The 16470-nt window shown below is 62.2% G+C and carries 12 protein-coding genes; 3 read left to right on the top strand and 9 right to left on the bottom strand.

The genetic code is table 11. The features are described from left to right. Window positions 1-118 precede the first annotated feature (118 nt). The gene (locus PVT67_RS05010; RefSeq protein WP_301498491.1) at window positions 119-241 is read right to left on the bottom strand and encodes a hypothetical protein; all 123 of its coding nucleotides are present in this window, start codon (window positions 239-241) and stop codon (window positions 119-121) included. A gap of 264 nt (window positions 242-505) precedes the next feature. Between PVT67_RS05010 and PVT67_RS05005 the strand changes: the two genes are divergently transcribed. Both PVT67_RS05005 and PVT67_RS05000 read left to right on the top strand, forming a co-directional pair. Then, on the top strand, window positions 506-1759 hold the full coding sequence (locus PVT67_RS05005) for a hypothetical protein (protein ID WP_301498489.1): 1254 nt from the start codon (window positions 506-508) through the stop codon (window positions 1757-1759). Between the two features lie 3 nt (window positions 1760-1762). Continuing rightward, window positions 1763-2626 (top strand): hypothetical protein, encoded by an 864-nt coding sequence (locus PVT67_RS05000; RefSeq protein ID WP_301498487.1) that lies wholly within the window; start codon window positions 1763-1765, stop codon window positions 2624-2626. Window positions 2627-2651: 25 nt separating this feature from the next. On the opposite strand, the gene PVT67_RS04995 is transcribed toward PVT67_RS05000, so the two are convergent. After that, the gene (locus tag PVT67_RS04995) at window positions 2652-3155 is read right to left on the bottom strand and encodes a hypothetical protein (protein ID WP_301498461.1); all 504 of its coding nucleotides are present in this window, start codon (window positions 3153-3155) and stop codon (window positions 2652-2654) included. A gap of 133 nt (window positions 3156-3288) precedes the next feature. Then, window positions 3289-6540, bottom strand: a complete 3252-nt coding sequence (locus tag PVT67_RS04990) for a S41 family peptidase (RefSeq protein WP_301498460.1) — start codon at window positions 6538-6540, stop codon at window positions 3289-3291. 208 nt (window positions 6541-6748) lie between these two features. Here PVT67_RS04990 and PVT67_RS04985 point away from each other — a divergent pair, with 208 nt between their 5' ends. Further along, on the top strand, window positions 6749-8737 hold the full coding sequence (locus PVT67_RS04985) for a putative bifunctional diguanylate cyclase/phosphodiesterase (RefSeq protein WP_301498459.1): 1989 nt from the start codon (window positions 6749-6751) through the stop codon (window positions 8735-8737). Here the strand turns inward: PVT67_RS04985 and nlpI are convergent. From nlpI to infB, 6 genes are all read right to left on the bottom strand, one after another. Next, a complete protein-coding gene (nlpI, locus tag PVT67_RS04980; RefSeq protein WP_301498458.1) occupies window positions 8667-9548 on the bottom strand; it encodes a lipoprotein NlpI in 882 nt (293 codons plus the stop codon). The genes PVT67_RS04985 and nlpI overlap by 71 nt on opposite strands. 166 nt (window positions 9549-9714) lie before the next feature. Then, a complete protein-coding gene (pnp, locus tag PVT67_RS04975; RefSeq protein WP_301498456.1) occupies window positions 9715-11874 on the bottom strand; it encodes a polyribonucleotide nucleotidyltransferase in 2160 nt (719 codons plus the stop codon). 162 nt (window positions 11875-12036) lie between these two features. Then, window positions 12037-12306, bottom strand: coding sequence for a 30S ribosomal protein S15 (gene rpsO, locus PVT67_RS04970; RefSeq protein WP_301498454.1), 270 nt, complete (start codon window positions 12304-12306; stop codon window positions 12037-12039). Window positions 12307-12399: 93 nt separating this feature from the next. After that, on the bottom strand, window positions 12400-13329 hold the full coding sequence (truB, locus tag PVT67_RS04965) for a tRNA pseudouridine(55) synthase TruB (RefSeq protein ID WP_301498453.1): 930 nt from the start codon (window positions 13327-13329) through the stop codon (window positions 12400-12402). Next, window positions 13326-13727, bottom strand: coding sequence for a 30S ribosome-binding factor RbfA (gene rbfA / locus PVT67_RS04960; RefSeq protein ID WP_301498451.1), 402 nt, complete (start codon window positions 13725-13727; stop codon window positions 13326-13328). Before rbfA ends, truB begins: the two co-directional genes overlap by 4 nt. 64 nt (window positions 13728-13791) lie before the next feature. Beyond that, complete coding sequence (infB, locus tag PVT67_RS04955) at window positions 13792-16449, bottom strand: translation initiation factor IF-2 (RefSeq protein ID WP_301498449.1); 2658 nt, start codon at window positions 16447-16449, stop codon at window positions 13792-13794. Window positions 16450-16470: the final 21 nt, after the last annotated feature.

Genomic DNA, 16470 nt, shown 5'->3' with positions numbered 1-16470 from the left:
ATTCACTTTAGACGCAACAGCTTAAATAGGCATTAACTCCTTGCTTTATAAGGCAGGCTCTCTCGGTAAAGGGGCTTTGGGTCCTAGATGCAAAAAGGCGCCTTGCGGCGCCTTTGCTTTACTTGGCAATCACGTCCGTCGCCCTGGCCTTACCCGCCAGGGGTTCGCCCTTGAGGGGTTTGACCGGCGCCTTCTCCATTTCCTGCTTGAGGTAATGGAGAAGGCGGCCACTCAGCGCCAAGCACCGGGAGCCATCTACGACGCAACAGAAGCTTTGCTGATAGAGCAAACCGGACGCAATGCTACGCCAACAGAAGGCAGGTTAAGGTACAGCAAGTGATTAGGTCCCCCATTCAAGTATCCATTCCGGGCCATTCCCGAGCTTGCCTCTCTGCACCCTCCCTCGCGTATCGCTATATGCGTAAGTCCGATATGCCATGGCTCCCTCTAGCCAACTTGACTGAGAATTCGTCGCCACACGGATGAATAGTCTCAAGGAAGAGCCATGTCGCGTCAGATCCTCCCCGCGCAAACGCGCAGTTTAGCTGCCCATACCCTGGTCAGCTGGAGTGAAGCAGCACAATACCCAGAACTGTCGAAGCTGTTCGACAATGACAAGGAAAGGCCCCTTGGCGTCAAGAAGTTGCCGGCCAAGCTGTCCACCTGGCTAGGCGGCAGGCTCAAGCTAAAGCACCAGGCCTTCCAAATGCTGTGCAGCCTCAACGACTTTGACCGCGTCAAGGTGATCGAAGAGATCATCGCCATCTGCAGGAACCCCAGCGCCCCCGACGTGTCCGTCCAGCGTAGGAACGCCTTCCAGCGGCTGCGCCGCTCCAGGTATCCTTTCGGGGGCTACCACTACTTGGTGAAATTCGCGGTCGCCTCGCCTGTGATCATCGTCGACGATATCTATTTCGATGAGCAGTTGCTGGGCGTCAAGGAAGGGGCCAGTCATATGGAGCGCAACGCCCTATACCGGGTCAAGCGCAATGGCCACGCCACTTTCGACAGCAGCAACACCGACAGGGAAATCGTCAACAAGCTGATAGACAACTGGGATAACGCCACCCCCCAGCCGGTGCACAGGGTTGAAACCCGCCACGCCGCCGTCAACGGCATGCTCAACGAGCTGTCCAAGGCCACCTGGCTAATGGGGACCCACCTGGACACCGCCTACAAGGGCCAGTCTTTCGACGACTACACCCTGTTCCACAATCCCAGCGACGGCGCCGGCGAGGATCTGCTCGAGTGCGGCTACGACAAACGCGCCACAGGCCGCATCCATGGCTACAGCCACAATGTGCACCATTTGGCTGCCGTCCTCAACGAAGCCCAGCAACGAGGCCAGCGGACCCATTGGGTGGCCCACAGCCAAGGGGCCATCATCTTCGCCAGGGCGGTCAGGGTCCACCTCAGGGCCATCGGCACCCCCTTGAACCACCACAAGGTCAGTCTGCACGGCGTGGGCTGCAATATGGGGGATGCACGGCTTGTCTGCCAGCAGGCGATGATCCAAGTGGTATCCAGCCGCAACAACCCCTTCGACATGGTGCCCAACTTGGCCGGCGGCAACGATCTCAGCGCCTCTGGGCTGTGGCGCTCCCTCAAATTCATGGGCCTGGTGGCGGGCGACGACAGCCTGGCCAGCCCCCACACCCTTCCCTACCTAGGGATAGACAGCTATCATCGGCAGCTGCTGATGACCGGCAACCACGACAGGGCGAGAACTGTCGCCAGGTACATGGCCAAAGGAGGCTAGGTCTTGCTCGGCGCACTGAAGAACCACCTGATCCGCAGGGGCACCCACGGGGGCCCCGATTTCGAGCATTGCGAGCATTTTCAAACGCGGGCGGGCCCCTATCTCATAGACGTCTTGCAGCCCAGCAGCATCATGGAGGGCACGCCCGGTAAATACCCCGCCCGGGTCGACCTGACGCATTTCGACAACAACGCCCCGGAGACCGCCAGGGAATGGCGCACAGGCCACCGCTTCGTCGACCTGGAGGTGGCGCTCTGGCGATACCGCCAGCCCAGATGGTATCCCTACCAGCTCGAGCCCTTCGCCTTCGTCACCGCCAGTTGGAAGATAGAGGAGCTCAAGGCGCCGCTGGCAGCCCCCGACAGCCGGGCACTGATCGACTACCTGAGGTGGGACTACTTCCGTTATGTGGACGACGTGGGCGGCCACAACTGGCACCGGCGGCAAAAAGCCATCGCCTTCTTCGCCACCCGCGAGCACCTCTCAGCCCAGGACAAGGTGGACGCCTACTACCAAAGCCTCCTCGACGGCACCGTCGACAGTGACCACCTGGCCCTGGTGATGGAGGATTACGGCGACGATATCGAGATAAAGACCAACGCACAAAAGATGCACGTCCCCAAGGACTACGACGTCGTACGCCACAACGGCCTGGACTGGGTGCGCTTCTGGTGGTCCCATCACGGGGTAATTCCTCAGTACATCTATTACTGCACGCCTTTAGGGACGCAATATCAGCTGGTTATCCAATTTAGTCTAAATCGCATGCTGCCCGACTGCGACCAGTATTGGCTGGACAGGGCCAAGTCAGATTTCGAGAAGGTGATCACCGGCACCCGGGTCAAGACCCTGGCCTTACCCCGCTAACAAAAGGCGCCCTAAGGCGCCTTTTTCATACCGTGAAGTGCTGAAAGCTGGGGCTGACCCCCTGTGACGGTACGGCGCCGTGTTCCTGGGTGTAGAAGTCGATGTCCGGATACTGGTCGATGAAGGGTTGGATAGTGTTGTTCAGGCAACTGCCGCAGCAGTCGATCTCGGTGACGATCAGGGCCTTGCGGATATTCTCCAGGTGCCCAGGCCGGCAGAAGACATAGTTCACCAAGCGCGGCTCCGTATGGTATTGGCCCATGCCGCCGCAGGCCCAGAACTTGAGATGGTCGGTGACGTCCGGCACCAGTTCATAGCCCATGGCCACCAACTTCGACTGGCGCAAAGACGAGACCTTGCTCATGTTGGAGAAGGAGTAATAGACAAGCTCGTTGCCGTTTCGCATCTCCAGGTTGATGAAGCAGATGTTGTGGGCGTCGGGGTTGAAGCGCTTGGTCTTGGTGACCACGCCGTTGATGGCCATCCGCATGTTCAGCAGTACCTGCTCGGCTTGCTGCTCCGTCAGCATAAATCCTCCTCAGTGAATTTCAGCCTGTTCAGGATGGGCCGCCGGTAAAGGGAACTACAGGGGCTAGTGTATTCAAGGCGCTCCTTATAAGCCCAAGACGCATATGAAAAAGGCGCCTTGCGGCGCCTTTCCTTTATTTGGCAATCACGTCCGTCGCCCTGGCCTTACCCGCCAGGGACTCGCCCTTGAGGGGTTTGACCGGCGCCTTGTCCATTTCCTCCTTGAGGTAATGAAGGGCGGCGGCCAGCTGGGCGTCTTTGCCTTCAAAGGTGGCGTGAGGCAGGTTTTCCACCTGGATGTCGGGCTCGACACCGTGGCCTTCCACTATCCAGTGGCCGTCGACGGCGAACTGCGGGTATTCGGCCACCCTGGCCATGCCGCCGTCGGAGAGGGCGTTGCGGCCGCTCAGCCAGACGCCGGCACCGGCGGTACGCATGCCGATCAGCGGCGCTATGTGGTTGGCCTTGATGCCGGCGGAGAAGGTCTCGCCGTCGGAATAGGTCATCTCGTCGGTCAACACCACCAGGTGGCCACGGAAGCTCTGCTGCATGTTGGTGTCCATGGCGCCGTGGGTCGGCTGCCAGAACATCCAGGCCCGGCGCAGCAGTTTCTCGATGATCCAGGAGTCGATGTTGCCGCCGCGGTTACGGCGCACGTCTATGATGAGGCCGTCCTTGTCCAGGTTGGCGTAGAAGTCCCGGGCAAAGCTCTCAACGTCGCCGCTGCCCATGGCGTAGAGGTGCAGGTAGCCGACCTTGCCCCCCGAGGCCTTGGCCACCTTCTGGCTGTTGTGGTTGACCCAGTCCTGGTAGCGCAGCTGGCTGTTGGTGCGCAGATCCACAGGGTAGGCGATGGTCTGATGGCTCTTGCCGCCCCGCTTGAGGCTCAGCAGCACCTGCTTGCCGGCCTGGTTGCGCAGCAGTTCGGTGACGTCCGCCAGGCTCGCCACCTGGCGGCCGTTGATGGCCTGGATGAGGTCGCCCTCCTGGGCGTCCACGCCGGGCCTGGCCAGGGGCGCGGCATCGGCTGGCAGTTCAGGATCGGTGTCGTAGATGTGCTCTATGACCACGCCGTCCTTGCCCTGGCGGAGCTTGGCCCCCAGCACGGCAGCGCTGGCCGCCTCTTGGTCTTTCGGCATGTCACCGCCCCTGACCTGGGAGTGAAGGGCATCGAGGCCGCTGATCATCTGGCCCAACATGTCCTCGAGGTCGTGGCGCTCGGCCAGGCGCGGCAGCAGCGGTTCGAAACGCTGCTTCACCGCCTTCCAGTCCAGGCCGTGCATCTTGGGATCGTAGAAGGAGTCGCGGTGCATCAGCCAGGCGTCATGGAACATCTGCTGCCATTCCTGCACCGGGTTGATGGCCAGTTGCCACTGGCCGGCCTGGACCTGCTGGTGGCTGAGATCCTTGGGCATCTCGGCACCGGCCGGCACTATCAGTATCTCCTCTGGCTTGCTGGCCTTGCGGACCAACAGCTTCTGGTTGTCGCCGGACAGGGCGTAGTCGGCCACGTCGCCGGCAAAGGTGGTCACCTTGGGCGAGAGCCGCTCCATCTTCACCGTCTTGAGGCTGCTGTCGCCGTCGTTGTTGCTGTCCAGCAGGTAGAGCCTGTCCTTGGTGACGCTGAGCTGCTGGTAGTTGCCGGCGGGCACCGGCACCTGCCAGAGGCGCCGGCCCAGGCCCTGCCAATCGATCTGCACCTTGGCCGCCTTGTCATCCTTGGCGCTGTCCTTGCTGTCTTTGAGCAGCTCATTGGGGGCCTGGAAGGGGAAACAGGCCTTGCCGTCCAGGCTGAGGGCGAAGATCTGGGTACGCTTGTCGAACATGGGACCCATGTTGCGATCCCCCCAGGGGGCGCCTGGGGTGGCATTGAAGTGGCGGTTGGACAGGAAATAGAGCCAATGGCCATCGGGGCTGAAGGCCGGCGAGAAGGACTCGTACTTGTCGCTGGTCAGCAGCTGGTGCTTGCCGGAGTCGATGTCCAGCAGCTGGATCTGCGGCCTTTGCTTGCCGACGGGGGCGGCGCCTACAGCCAGGAAGCGGCTGTCGGGGGACCAGGCCAGATCGCCGAAGGCGCCGAGGCCGTTGCCGTTGTCCAGCAGCAGGCGGTTCTTGCCTTTTTGCAGGTCCAGCAGCCACAGCTTGCCGTCGTTATCGCTGTGGGCGATGTAGCGGCCGTCAGGGGACAGGCGCAGATCCCAACGCAGAGTATGGCCGTCATGGGTCAGGGCCTTGGCACCGGCGCTGCCGTCGGCGGGGAACTGCCAGATCTCCTGCTCGCCGCTGGCATCGCTGATAGCATAGACGAAGTGGCCGTCCTTGCTGAGGATGGCGTCACGCAGGCGGCTGTGATCGGGGGCCGCCACTTCCACCAGCCGCGAACCGTCGGTGCCGGCCAGGGCAACATGGCCGCGGGCGGTGATCACCGCCTTGTCGCCCTGGGGTGCCAGGTGGGCGGTGCGGGCGTACTTGAGTGGATCTTTCAGCCAGCGTTGCTGGCGATAGGGGAAGTCGGACTGGAGCTGGATATCCAGGGTCTGGGTCTTGCCGCTGTCGAGGCTCAGCATCACCAGGTCGGCCCCCAGCTGGAAGACGATACGGCCTTCGTTGAGCACGGGGGACCGCACCGGCCAGTCGCTGTAATGGGTCAGCTGGCGGCGGTCAGTACCGTCGCCGGCCATGGACCAGAGGTTGGGGCTGCCGTCGGCGTCGGAGACGTAATAGACACGGCCCTGGTAGGCCATGGGCTCGCTGGCCGAACCCGGCTCTGCCAGTTGGACGGCTTCATGGTTGCTGCCGATGTCGTAGCGCCACAGCTGGCCCTGGGCGCCGCCGCGGTAGACCTTGGCGTGGTCCCCTGTGACCTGCAGGCCGAAGCGGGTGAAGAAGAGGGTCTTGCCGTCGGCGCTGAGGCTGCCTTCGGAGGCGTCGGCCACCGGCAGATCCTGGCTCTGCAGCGTCTTGGGATCCAGTTCCCTGAGCACGAAGTAGCTGGAGGGGCCGACGGCGTTGTCGGTGGCGTAGAGCAGCTTGCCGTCCGCCGTCCAGCCCTGCAGCCGCACCTGGCTGTTCTCGAAGGTCAGCCGCTTGGGCTGACCGCCCTTGACCGGCATCAGATAAAGCTCGTTGGCCCCCTCGTAGTCGGCCACGAAGGCTACCTGGCTGCCATCGGGGGACAAGGCCGCGTCTCTTTCCTCGGCCGGCTGGGACGTCAGGCGGCGGGCCTCCTTGTCGCCCAGTTGCTGGGCCCAAAGGTCCCCTTCGGCGGTGAAGACGAGGGTGTTGCCTTCCAGGGCTGGGGCCCGGTAGTAACCTTGCTGGGGGGAGGCCATACCCAGGGCCGAAAACGCCAGCAGGCAGCAGGCAGCGCTATACTTGAGCTTCATCTTGGTGTCTCTTTATTGTTATTCCTTGAACACCAAGGTAACCACTGGGCGTCAAGGATTAAAGCCGCGTGGGCCAAAGCGTCGAAAATCAAGGACTAACCCGGGCAGGATATTAGGCATTTTCTGTTTCAGCTTAACAAGATATTGACGATTCCCGGGACAGGCATCAGTGTAGGAATAACAGCATCTCATTATTAGCCGGTCAGTCATGTCCTATCAGCAACAAGCCAAGTTAAGTCGCCGCCTGATGGTCCACACCCTGGGGCTGAGCTTTGCCATGATGCTGCTGCTGATCCCCACCCAGTACCTGATGGACAAGCGCGACGCCGAAGCCAGGGTCAGGGATGCCCTGGCCCAGGTAGAGCAGGGTTATATGCCCTCCCTGGCGGCCGCCATCTGGAACTTCGACGAAGAGCGGGTCAGGCTCAACCTGCAGAACCTGATCCAGTTGCCCTTCGCCAGCTATGCCAAGGTCGCGGGGGACATCCAATTGGCCCAAGGCACCATGCCGGCAGATCCCGACACCCACCTCTACCCCGTGCATGACAAGGAAGGCAAACCGCTGGGCAAGCTGGAGCTGGTGTTCGACAGGGGCGCTGTGCGTGACTATGCCTGGGACAGGGTGCGCAGCGCCTTCTGGACCCTGAGCCTCTATATCCTGATCCTCTCCGGCCTGCTGCTGTGGCTGGTACAGCGCACCGTCACCCGGCGCCTGCTGCGGTTATCCAAGTTCGCCCAGGGGCTGCGCCTGGACAACCTCGAGCAGACCCCTACCCTCTACCTCAAGCAGAGCCAGGACGAACTGGACCAGCTCACCAAGAACCTGCTGGAGATGCGCAACCAGTTGGTCACAGACCGCAACGAGCTGAAGCGCTTCGAAACGGAGCTGGCCCGCCGCGCCCATGAAGATCAACTCACCGGCCTGCCCAACCGCTTCAGCTGCCTCGAGGCACTCTACCCTTGCCTGGAGCGCCAGCAGCCCTTTGCCCTGATGTTCCTGGATCTGGACGGCTTCAAGAAGGTCAACGACGGCCTTGGCCACAGCATAGGGGATGAACTGCTGAAGAAGGCGGCCCAGCGCCTCAAGGAGCTGTCCGCCGACTGCGCCCTGCTGGCCCGCTACGGCGGTGACGAATTCGTGATACTGGTCAAGCAGGCCGGCCAGGACAACCTGCGCACCATCGCCGACCGCATTACCAGGGGCTTCTCCCGCCCCTTCCAGATCAAGGGCAACGTCCTTTACCTGTCCATCAGCGTCGGCATAGCCCGTTATCCCGACGACGCCGGTAACGGCGAGGATCTGATCAAACACGCCGACGTGGCCATGTACCAGGCCAAGACCCTGGGCCGCTCCCATTACCGCTTCTTCGACCGTGGCCTTTACGAGAAGATGCTGGGCAAGCTCGCCATGGAGGACAAGCTGCGCCATGGCCTGGAGACGGGGGAGTTCAGCCTGGTCTACCAGCCCATCTACGACAGCCAGAGCGGCCGCGTCGTTTCCCTGGAAGCCCTGCTGCGCTGGCCCCACAGCAATCCCGACACCTTCATTCCCCTGGCCGAGGAAACCGGCCTGATCCTGCCCCTGGGGCTCTGGGTCTTGGAGCAGGCTCTGGCCCAGGGCAAGGCCTGGCAGCTGGCGGGCCTGCCCGTGGTGGTGTCGGTCAACGTTTCCCACACCCAGCTGCACCAGGCGGGCTTCGCGTCACAGGTCAAGGAACGCATCGAGGCCAGCGGCCTGCCGGCATCGCTGCTGCAACTGGAGATCACCGAGACGGCGCTGCTGGAGGATTGGCAGGTCAGCTCAGACAACATCTCTGTGCTGAGGGAGCTGGGGGTGCGCATCGCCTTGGACGACTTCGGCACCGGCTATTCGTCCCTGTCACACCTGCAGCGGATGCCCTTGGATTGCCTCAAGATAGACAAGAGCTTCATCTTGCGGATCCACGAAGCGAAGCGGGACAGGGCCCTGGTAGAGGCCCTGGTCGAACTGGCCAAGGCCCTGGGATTGAAGGTGGTAGCGGAAGGGATAGAACTGAAGGAGCATGTGGACATCGTCAAGGCCCTGGGGGTGGACTGCCTGCAAGGCTTCTACCTGTCTCGCCCCCAACAGGCCGAGGTCCTGGACCTCAACCAGCCTTGTGAGACAGCTCCCGGCGCATCCTGTTCAGCTCAAGGCGCGCATAGCGGAACTCGATAAAGTCCTGCACGTTGGTGGTGAGGGACAACTTGAAGAAGTTGATGGCCTCACCGACATCCCCCTTGGCCTGGTGCAGCTTGCCCAGGTAGAAATACGCCTCGCAGAGCCGCTCGGCCAGGGCACGGTTGGAATCCACGCCCTTCTTGAGCCCTTCCACGAAATCCTCCTCGCTTTCCTTGCCCTGGTAGAGGGCGACCAGCTGGTTGGCCCAGAGATCCCCCTGTAAGCGGGTGGCGTTGTAGGCCAGGCGGGCCTTGGCCGCCGCAGGATCCGCCTTCTGCTCGGCCAGGTACAGCCAGAGGATGCGGTAGGGATCGCTGGGCTGCATGCTCAGGAAGGTCTCCAGATCCTTGACCGCCAGTTCCGGCCTGTCGCCGTAGTAGAGGGCGATACCGCGATTGAGGTAGGCGTATTCGTGCTTGGGATCCAGCTCTATGGCCGCGTCCAGGGCCTCGTAAGCCTGCTCGAACTCCTCGGCGGAGATGGCCTGGATGCCGATGAAGTTGTAGGCATCGGCCATGTCCGGCTTGAGCTGGACGGCCCTGTTGAAATCGCGCCTGGCCAGGGCCTTGAGGCCCACCGAGTCATAGACGACGCCGCGGCGGTAGAACACCTGGGCCCGCTGGTCGTTGTTGAGGTCGGCCCGGCTCAGGATCTCCTCCAGCCGCGCCAGTTCCACCTCGGACTGGAAAGGAACAGCCAAAGGTTCGGCCAGGATCAAGCTGTTGCTTGGCTCTTCTTGCTTGTGAGCCAGGGTACTGCAGCCACACAGGGATGCCAGGGAGAAAATCAGTATCAGGGCCTTTTGCATAAATTCCATTCCCTGTGAGTCGTTGGGTACATCCTGCCAGATTGCCGATGACAAGGCTAACCGTTGCCGGCCTTTGCCTTTAACTTTTTATCGGGCAGGCGCTTTTTGAACAAAGGGATAGCAACAAAAAAGGGAGCCGAGGCTCCCTTTTCATCAATACCCGGACTTATTCGTCCTTGGGCTCGGCGGCTTCGGCCACGTCAGCCTCGGCGGGCGCCTCGGCAGGGGCGGCCTCTTCAACCGGCTTAGGCATGGCTTCCTTGATGGACAGGCGCACGCGGCCCTGACGGTCCACTTCCAGGCACTTGACCTTCACTTCCTGGCCTACCTGCAGGTAGTCGGCGACGTTTTCGATGCGCTGCTCGGCGATCTGGCTGATGTGTACCAGGCCTTCCTTACCGGGCAGTATGGCAACGAAGGCGCCGAAATCGACGATCTTGGTCACGCGGCCGTCGTAGATGCGGCCCACTTCCACTTCGGCGGTCAGGGCTTCGATACGGCGGATGGCATCGGCGGCCTGGTCGCCGCTGACGGCGGCGATCTTGATGGTGCCGTCGTCTTCGATCTCGATGGTGGTGCCGGTTTCTTCGGTCAGGGCGCGGATCACGCTGCCACCTTTACCGATCACATCACGGATCTTCTCGGGGTTGATCTTCATGGTGTGGATACGGGGGGCGTAGGCGGAGATGTCTTCGCGGGGCGCACCGATGGCCTGGTCCATGACACCCAGGATGTGGATACGGGCATCGTGGGCCTGCTTCAGGGCCACCTGCATGATTTCCTTGGTGATGCCTTCGATCTTGATGTCCATCTGCAGGGCGGTGACGCCCTCGCGGGAACCGGCCACCTTGAAGTCCATGTCGCCCAGGTGGTCTTCGTCACCCAGGATGTCGGACAGCACCACGAAGTTATCTTCTTCCTTGACCAGGCCCATGGCGATACCGGCCACGGAGGACTTGATCGGCACGCCAGCGTCCATCAGCGCCAGGGAGGAACCACAGACGGAAGCCATGGAGGAGGAACCGTTGGATTCGGTGATCTCGGAAACCACACGCACTGTGTAGGGGAATTCATCGGCAGAGGGCATTACGGCCAGGACGCCGCGCTTGGCCAGGCGGCCGTGGCCTATTTCGCGGCGCTTGGGGCTGCCCATCATGCCGGTCTCGCCTACGCAGTAAGGAGGGAAGTTGTAGTGGAACAGGAAGTGGTCGGTGCGCTCACCGGTCAGCTCGTCCAGGATCTGGGCGTCACGCTGGGTACCCAGGGTGGCAACCACCAGGGCCTGGGTCTCACCACGGGTGAAGATGGCGGAGCCGTGGGTGCGGGGCAGCACGCCTGTGGCCACGTCCAGGGCACGGATCATCTGGGGGTCACGACCGTCGATACGGGGCTCGCCGGCCAGTACGCGGCCACGAACCAGGGTCTTCTCGACCTTGGAGAAGAGCTCGCCCGCTTCCTTGGTGTTGAGTTCGGCGTCGTCGGCCAGCAGGCTTTCCATCAGTTCGGACTTGATGGCACCGATGGCGGCGTAGCGCTCCATCTTGTCCTGGATGCGGTAGGCGTCGCCCAGCTTGTCCCAGACAATGGCCTTGATCTTGTCTTTGAGCTCGGTGTTCTCTTCCGGAGCGCTCCAATCCCATTGGGGGTTGCCCACTTCGGCGGCCAGCTCGTTGATAGCGGTGATGACGGTCTGCATCTGCTGGTGGCCGAACATGACGGCGTCCAGCATCACTTCTTCAGCCAGCAGCTCGGCTTCGGATTCCACCATCAGCACGGCGCCTTCGGTACCGGCAACCACCAGATCCAGCTTGGAGGACTTCAGCTCTTCGGTGGTGGGGTTCAGCACCAGGTTGTCGTTGATGTAACCGACGCGGGCGGCACCGATGGGGCCAGCGAAAGGAATGCCGGAGATGGCCAGGGCGGCGGAGGTGCCGATCATGGCGACGATATCAGGGCTGACCTGGGGGTTGACGGAGACAACAGTGGCCACCACCTGGACTTCGTTCTTGAAGCCATTGGGGAAGAGCGGACGGATCGGACGGTCGATCAGGCGGGCGGTCAGGGTCTCGCCTTCGGAAGGACGACCTTCGCGCTTGAAGAAGCCGCCGGGGATCTTACCGGCAGCGTAGGTACGCTCCTGGTAGTTGACGGTCAGGGGGAAGAAGTCCTTGGACTGGTCCGCTTCTTTCTTGCCTACAACGGAGACCAGCACGACGGTGTCGTCCATGCTGGCGATAACGGCAGCGGTAGCCTGGCGCGCAACGGCACCGGTTTCCAGGGTGACGGTGTGCTGACCGTACTGGAAGCTCTTGATGATGGGTTTCACTGATTGTCCTTAGGATCAACCGATCCTTGTCATTTTTGGGTCGTTTAGCTTGCGGGCCAAGTATATAGCAGCTCTTTACCAAGAGGTAGCCTGTGGCCGGGGGATAGGCTCAAGACGCAAAAAAGGGGGCCTAAGCCCCCTTCTTGCCAATCCGTTTCGCTCTTAGCGACGCAGACCCAGCTTGCCGATCAGAGCAGCGTAGCGCTGAACGTCTTTCTTCTTCAGGTAGTCCAGCAGCTTACGGCGCTGGGATACCATACGCAGCAGACCACGACGGCTGTGGTGATCTTTCTTGTGCTGGGAGAAGTGACCTTGCAGATGGTTGATCTGGGCAGTCAGCAGGGCAACCTGAACTTCCGGGGAACCGGTGTCGTTCTGGCCGCGAGCGTGTTCGGCCACGATTTGGGCTTTGGTTTCAACGCTTAGTGACATGATGTACTCCTGGTTGATAAAGCATGGCCGATCACTAATTCAGCCATGCGGAAGGCGCGCAGTTTACCCCATGGGGGCTGCGCTGCCAAGTGCTCAGCGCACCACCATGCGCTTGGGGGCTACCTTGCCGTCGTCGTCGATGTCGCCGACGCCGATGAAGGTGCCCTCTTCGAGGATCCGCACCAGGCCCTGGGCCGGTGCCTTGGGCACCTGCACCGCCTGGCCCTGCTTGAGGTAGAAGGCGGTGGCGGCCTGGACGTCCACGGCGGGCAGATCCTGGACGGCGCTGTCCAGCGGCAGCAGCAGGGCGTCGAGAAACTGCCCTGGCGGCACATCATCCGCCCTCGCCTTTTCCAGCATGGCCTCGAGGCGCTCCAGGGTCACCATCCGCTCCAGGGGGTAACCCGAGACCTTGGTGCGGCGCAGCATGATGACATGGGCACCGCAGCCCAGCACTTCGCCGAGGTCATCCACTATGGTGCGGATATAGGTGCCCTTGGAGCACTCCACGTCCAGCTCCACCTCGTCGCCTTCGAAGCGGACCAGGGTTAGCTTGTAGACGGTGATGGGGCGGGCCTCACGGGGCACTTCTATGCCTTCACGGGCGTACTTGTAGAGGGGCTTGCCCTGGTACTTGAGGGCCGAGTACATGCTGGGCACCTGCATGATGGGGCCACGGAACTTGTCCAGGGCTTCCAGCAGGTCGCCGGGTGCGACATTCACCGGCCGGGTGGACACCACTTCACCGTCGGCGTCGGAGGTGTCGGTACGGACCCCCAGCTTGGCGATGACGCGGTAACCCTTGTCCGAGTCCAGCAGGTACTGGGAGAACTTGGTGGCCTCACCAAAGCAGATGGGCAGCATGCCGGTGGCCAGCGGATCCAGGGCACCGGTGTGTCCCGCCTTCTGGGCGAAGTAGATGCGCTTGACCTTCTGTAGGGCGTCGTTGGAGGACAGGCCCTGGGGCTTGTCGAGCAGCAGTATGCCGTCGACAGGGCGCCCCTTGCCGCGGCGCTTGCTCATTCCTTGTCCTCATCCTCGCGGCCGCTGGCGGCCTTCTTGGCCTCGTCATTGGCGATGGCCTGGCTGACGGCATTGGAGATGCGCATGCCCTCGATGAGGGAGGTGTCGTGGACGAACTTGAGTTCGGGTACGATGCGCAGGCGCAGGCGGGAACCCACCAGGCTGCGGATATAAGGCTTGGCCTCGGCCAGGCCCTTGATGGTTTCCTTGACCTTCTCCTCGTCCTGTTCGAACAGGGTGATGAAGACCTTGGCGTGGGACAGGTCGCGGCTCACCTCGACGGCGGACACGGTCACCATGCCGATGCGGGGATCCTTGACTTCACGCTGCAGGATCTGGGCGATCTCCTTCTGCAGCTCCTGGCCGACCCGGCGGGTACGGCTGACTTCTCTTGCCATAATATTTTGCCTATCTGAATACAAGGACGGGGGCCAGCGGCCCCCGTCCTTAGCGCCCCAAACCTTAGAGGGTCCGGGTTACCTGAACGGTTTCAAAGACTTCGATCTGGTCGCCGACACGAACATCATTGTAGTTCTTGACGCCGATACCACATTCGTAGCCATTCTTGACCTCGGCCACGTCATCCTTGAAGCGACGCAGGGATTCCAGCTCGCCTTCGTAGATGACCACGTTGTCACGCAGCACGCGGATGGGAGCGGAACGCTTGACCACACCCTCGGTGACCATACAGCCGGCAACGGCACCGAACTTGGGCGAACGGAAGACGTCGCGCACTTCGGCCAGGCCGATGATCTCCTGCTTGAACTCGGGAGCCAGCATGCCGGTCATGGCCTGCTTCACTTCTTCCAGCAGTTCGTAGATCACGCTGTAGTAGCGCAGATCCAGGTTCTCGGCTTCCACCACCTTGCGTGCAGAAGCGTCGGCACGGACGTTGAAGCCCAGCAGGATGGCGTTGGAGGCGGCAGCCAGGGTGGCGTCGGTCTCGGTGATGCCACCGACACCGGAGCCGACGATCTTGACCTTGACCTCGTCGGTGGACAGCTTCATCAGCGAGTCGCAGATGGCTTCCACGGAGCCCTGCACGTCGGCTTTCAGCACCAGGTTCAGCTCGGACACTTCACCCTCGGCCATGCTGGCGAACATGTTCTCCAGCTTGGCTTTCTGCTGGCGGGCCAGCTTGACGTCGCGGAACTTGCCCTGGCGGTAGAGGGCCACTTCACGGGCCTTCTTCTCGTCACGAACAACAGTGGCTTCGTCACCGGCGGCAGGAACGCCACTGAGGCCCAGGATCTCCACCGGAATGGAGGGACCGGCTTCCTTGATCTCGGTACCGAACTCGTCACGCATGGCGCGGACCCGGCCGTATTCGAGGCCGCAGAGGACGATGTCGCCCTGCTTGAGGGTGCCTGACTGTACCAGCACTGTCGCGACGGGGCCGCGGCCCTTGTCGAGGCGGGATTCCACCACCACGCCGGAGGCCATGCCTTCCTTGACGGCGGTCAGCTCCAACACCTCGGATTGCAGCAGTATGGCGTCCAGCAGGTTGTCCACGCCTTCGCCGGTCTTGGCGGAAACGGGGACGAACTGGACGTCGCCGCCCCAGTCTTCGGTGAGGACGTCGTTCTGGGCCAGCTCGCTCTTGACGCGGTCAGGATCGGCTTCCGGCTTGTCCATCTTGTTGACGGCGACGATCAGGGGCACACCGGCCGCCTTGGCGTGCTGGATGGCTTCCTTGGTCTGGGGCATGACGCCGTCGTCGGCAGCCACCACCAGCACCACTATGTCGGTAGCCTTGGCACCACGGGCACGCATGGCCGTAAAGGCGGCGTGGCCAGGGGTGTCGAGGAAGGTGATCATGCCTTTCTCGTGCTCGACGTGGTAGGCGCCGATGTGCTGGGTAATGCCACCGGCCTCGCCTGCGGCGATCTTGGCCTTGCGGATGTAATCCAGCAGGGAGGTTTTACCGTGGTCGACGTGGCCCATGATGGTGACCACGGGGGCACGGGACTCGGCCTGGGCTTCGGTGTCACGGTCCAGCAGTACCGCCTCTTCCAGCTCGTTCTCCTTGCGCAGCACCACCTTGTGGCCCATCTCCTCGGCGACCAGCTGAGCGGTCTCCTGGTCGATGACCTGATTGATGGTGACCATGGCGCCCATCTTCATCATCGCCTTGATGACTTCGGTGGCCTTGACCGCCATCTTGTTGGCCAGTTCGCCAACGGTGATGGTCTCGCCGATCACCACGTCGCGGCTGACCGGCTGGGCCGGCTTGTTGAAACCGTGCTGCATGGAGCTCGGGGTGCGGCCCTTGCCTTTCTTGGGCAGGCGGGCACTGCGGCGGTCGGCGTCACGCTCGCGCTTGTCGCTGTTGCGCTTGCTTTGGGGCTTGGCGGCTGCCTTGCTGTTGCGGCCGCGGCCTTCGGACTCGCGCTCGGCCTGCACTTCGGCTTCCTTGACGTAGGTCGACTTGTCTTCGTCTTCCTCTTTGGGCTTGTTCTTGGCTTCCTCGGCCAGGCGCTTCTCGCTTTCCTCGGCCAGGCGGCGGGCTTCCTCTTCCAGGCGCAGGGCTTCGGACTCGGCCTTCTTGAGGGCTTCCTCCTCCTGCTTGCGCTTGAGGTCCTCGGCTGCGGCCTTCAGGCGCTGGGCCTCGGCGTCGTCCTTCTTGGCCGGCTTGGCGGCGGCAGCAGGCGCAGCTTTGGCAGCAGCGGCCTTGGCTTCCTGGCGAGCCTTTTCTTCGGCCTCGCGGGCAGCCTTGGCTTCGGCGGCAGCCTTGGCTTCGGCTTCCTTACGGGCCTTTTCCTCGGCTTCCAGACGGGCCTTCTCGGCCGCCTCGGCTTCCAGGCGAGCCTGTTCTTCGGCCGGGTCGCGCTTCACGAAGGTGCGCTTCTTACGCACTTCGACTTGCACTTCCTTGGTACGGCCACCAGTGCCACCGACAGAGAGGGTGCTCTTGGTCTTGCGCGTCAGGGTCAGGCGGCTGGGGGCGCCATCGCCACCACCGTGCTGCTCTTTCAGGTGGGCAAGCAGGGCCTGCTTCTCGTCTTCGCTGACCGCGTCCGCGGCGGACTTGCTCAAGCCCACTTCGGCAAACTGTTGGATCAGGCGATCAACCGGCGTACCTACATCACTGGCAAGTTTTTCAACTGTAACTTCTGCCATTTAATTCTTTCCTCCGTTGAT

Source organism: Gallaecimonas kandeliae (assembly GCF_030450055.1).
Classification (GTDB): Bacteria; Pseudomonadota; Gammaproteobacteria; order Enterobacterales; family Gallaecimonadaceae; genus Gallaecimonas; species Gallaecimonas kandeliae.
This window is presented reverse-complemented; position numbering and strand designations above follow the sequence as displayed.

Coding starts and splice junctions, on each gene's coding strand:
- truB (WP_301498453.1), bottom strand. CDS start 13,329: ATGAGCAAGCGCCGCGGCAAGGGGCGCCCTGTCGACGGCATACTGCTG.
- PVT67_RS04995 (WP_301498461.1), bottom strand. CDS start 3,155: ATGCTGACGGAGCAGCAAGCCGAGCAGGTACTGCTGAACATGCGGATG.
- rpsO (WP_301498454.1), bottom strand. CDS start 12,306: ATGTCACTAAGCGTTGAAACCAAAGCCCAAATCGTGGCCGAACACGCT.
- infB (WP_301498449.1), bottom strand. CDS start 16,449: ATGGCAGAAGTTACAGTTGAAAAACTTGCCAGTGATGTAGGTACGCCG.
- rbfA (WP_301498451.1), bottom strand. CDS start 13,727: ATGGCAAGAGAAGTCAGCCGTACCCGCCGGGTCGGCCAGGAGCTGCAG.
- nlpI (WP_301498458.1), bottom strand. CDS start 9,548: ATGCAAAAGGCCCTGATACTGATTTTCTCCCTGGCATCCCTGTGTGGC.
- PVT67_RS04990 (WP_301498460.1), bottom strand. CDS start 6,540: ATGAAGCTCAAGTATAGCGCTGCCTGCTGCCTGCTGGCGTTTTCGGCC.
- PVT67_RS04985 (WP_301498459.1), top strand. CDS start 6,749: ATGTCCTATCAGCAACAAGCCAAGTTAAGTCGCCGCCTGATGGTCCAC.
- PVT67_RS05005 (WP_301498489.1), top strand. CDS start 506: ATGTCGCGTCAGATCCTCCCCGCGCAAACGCGCAGTTTAGCTGCCCAT.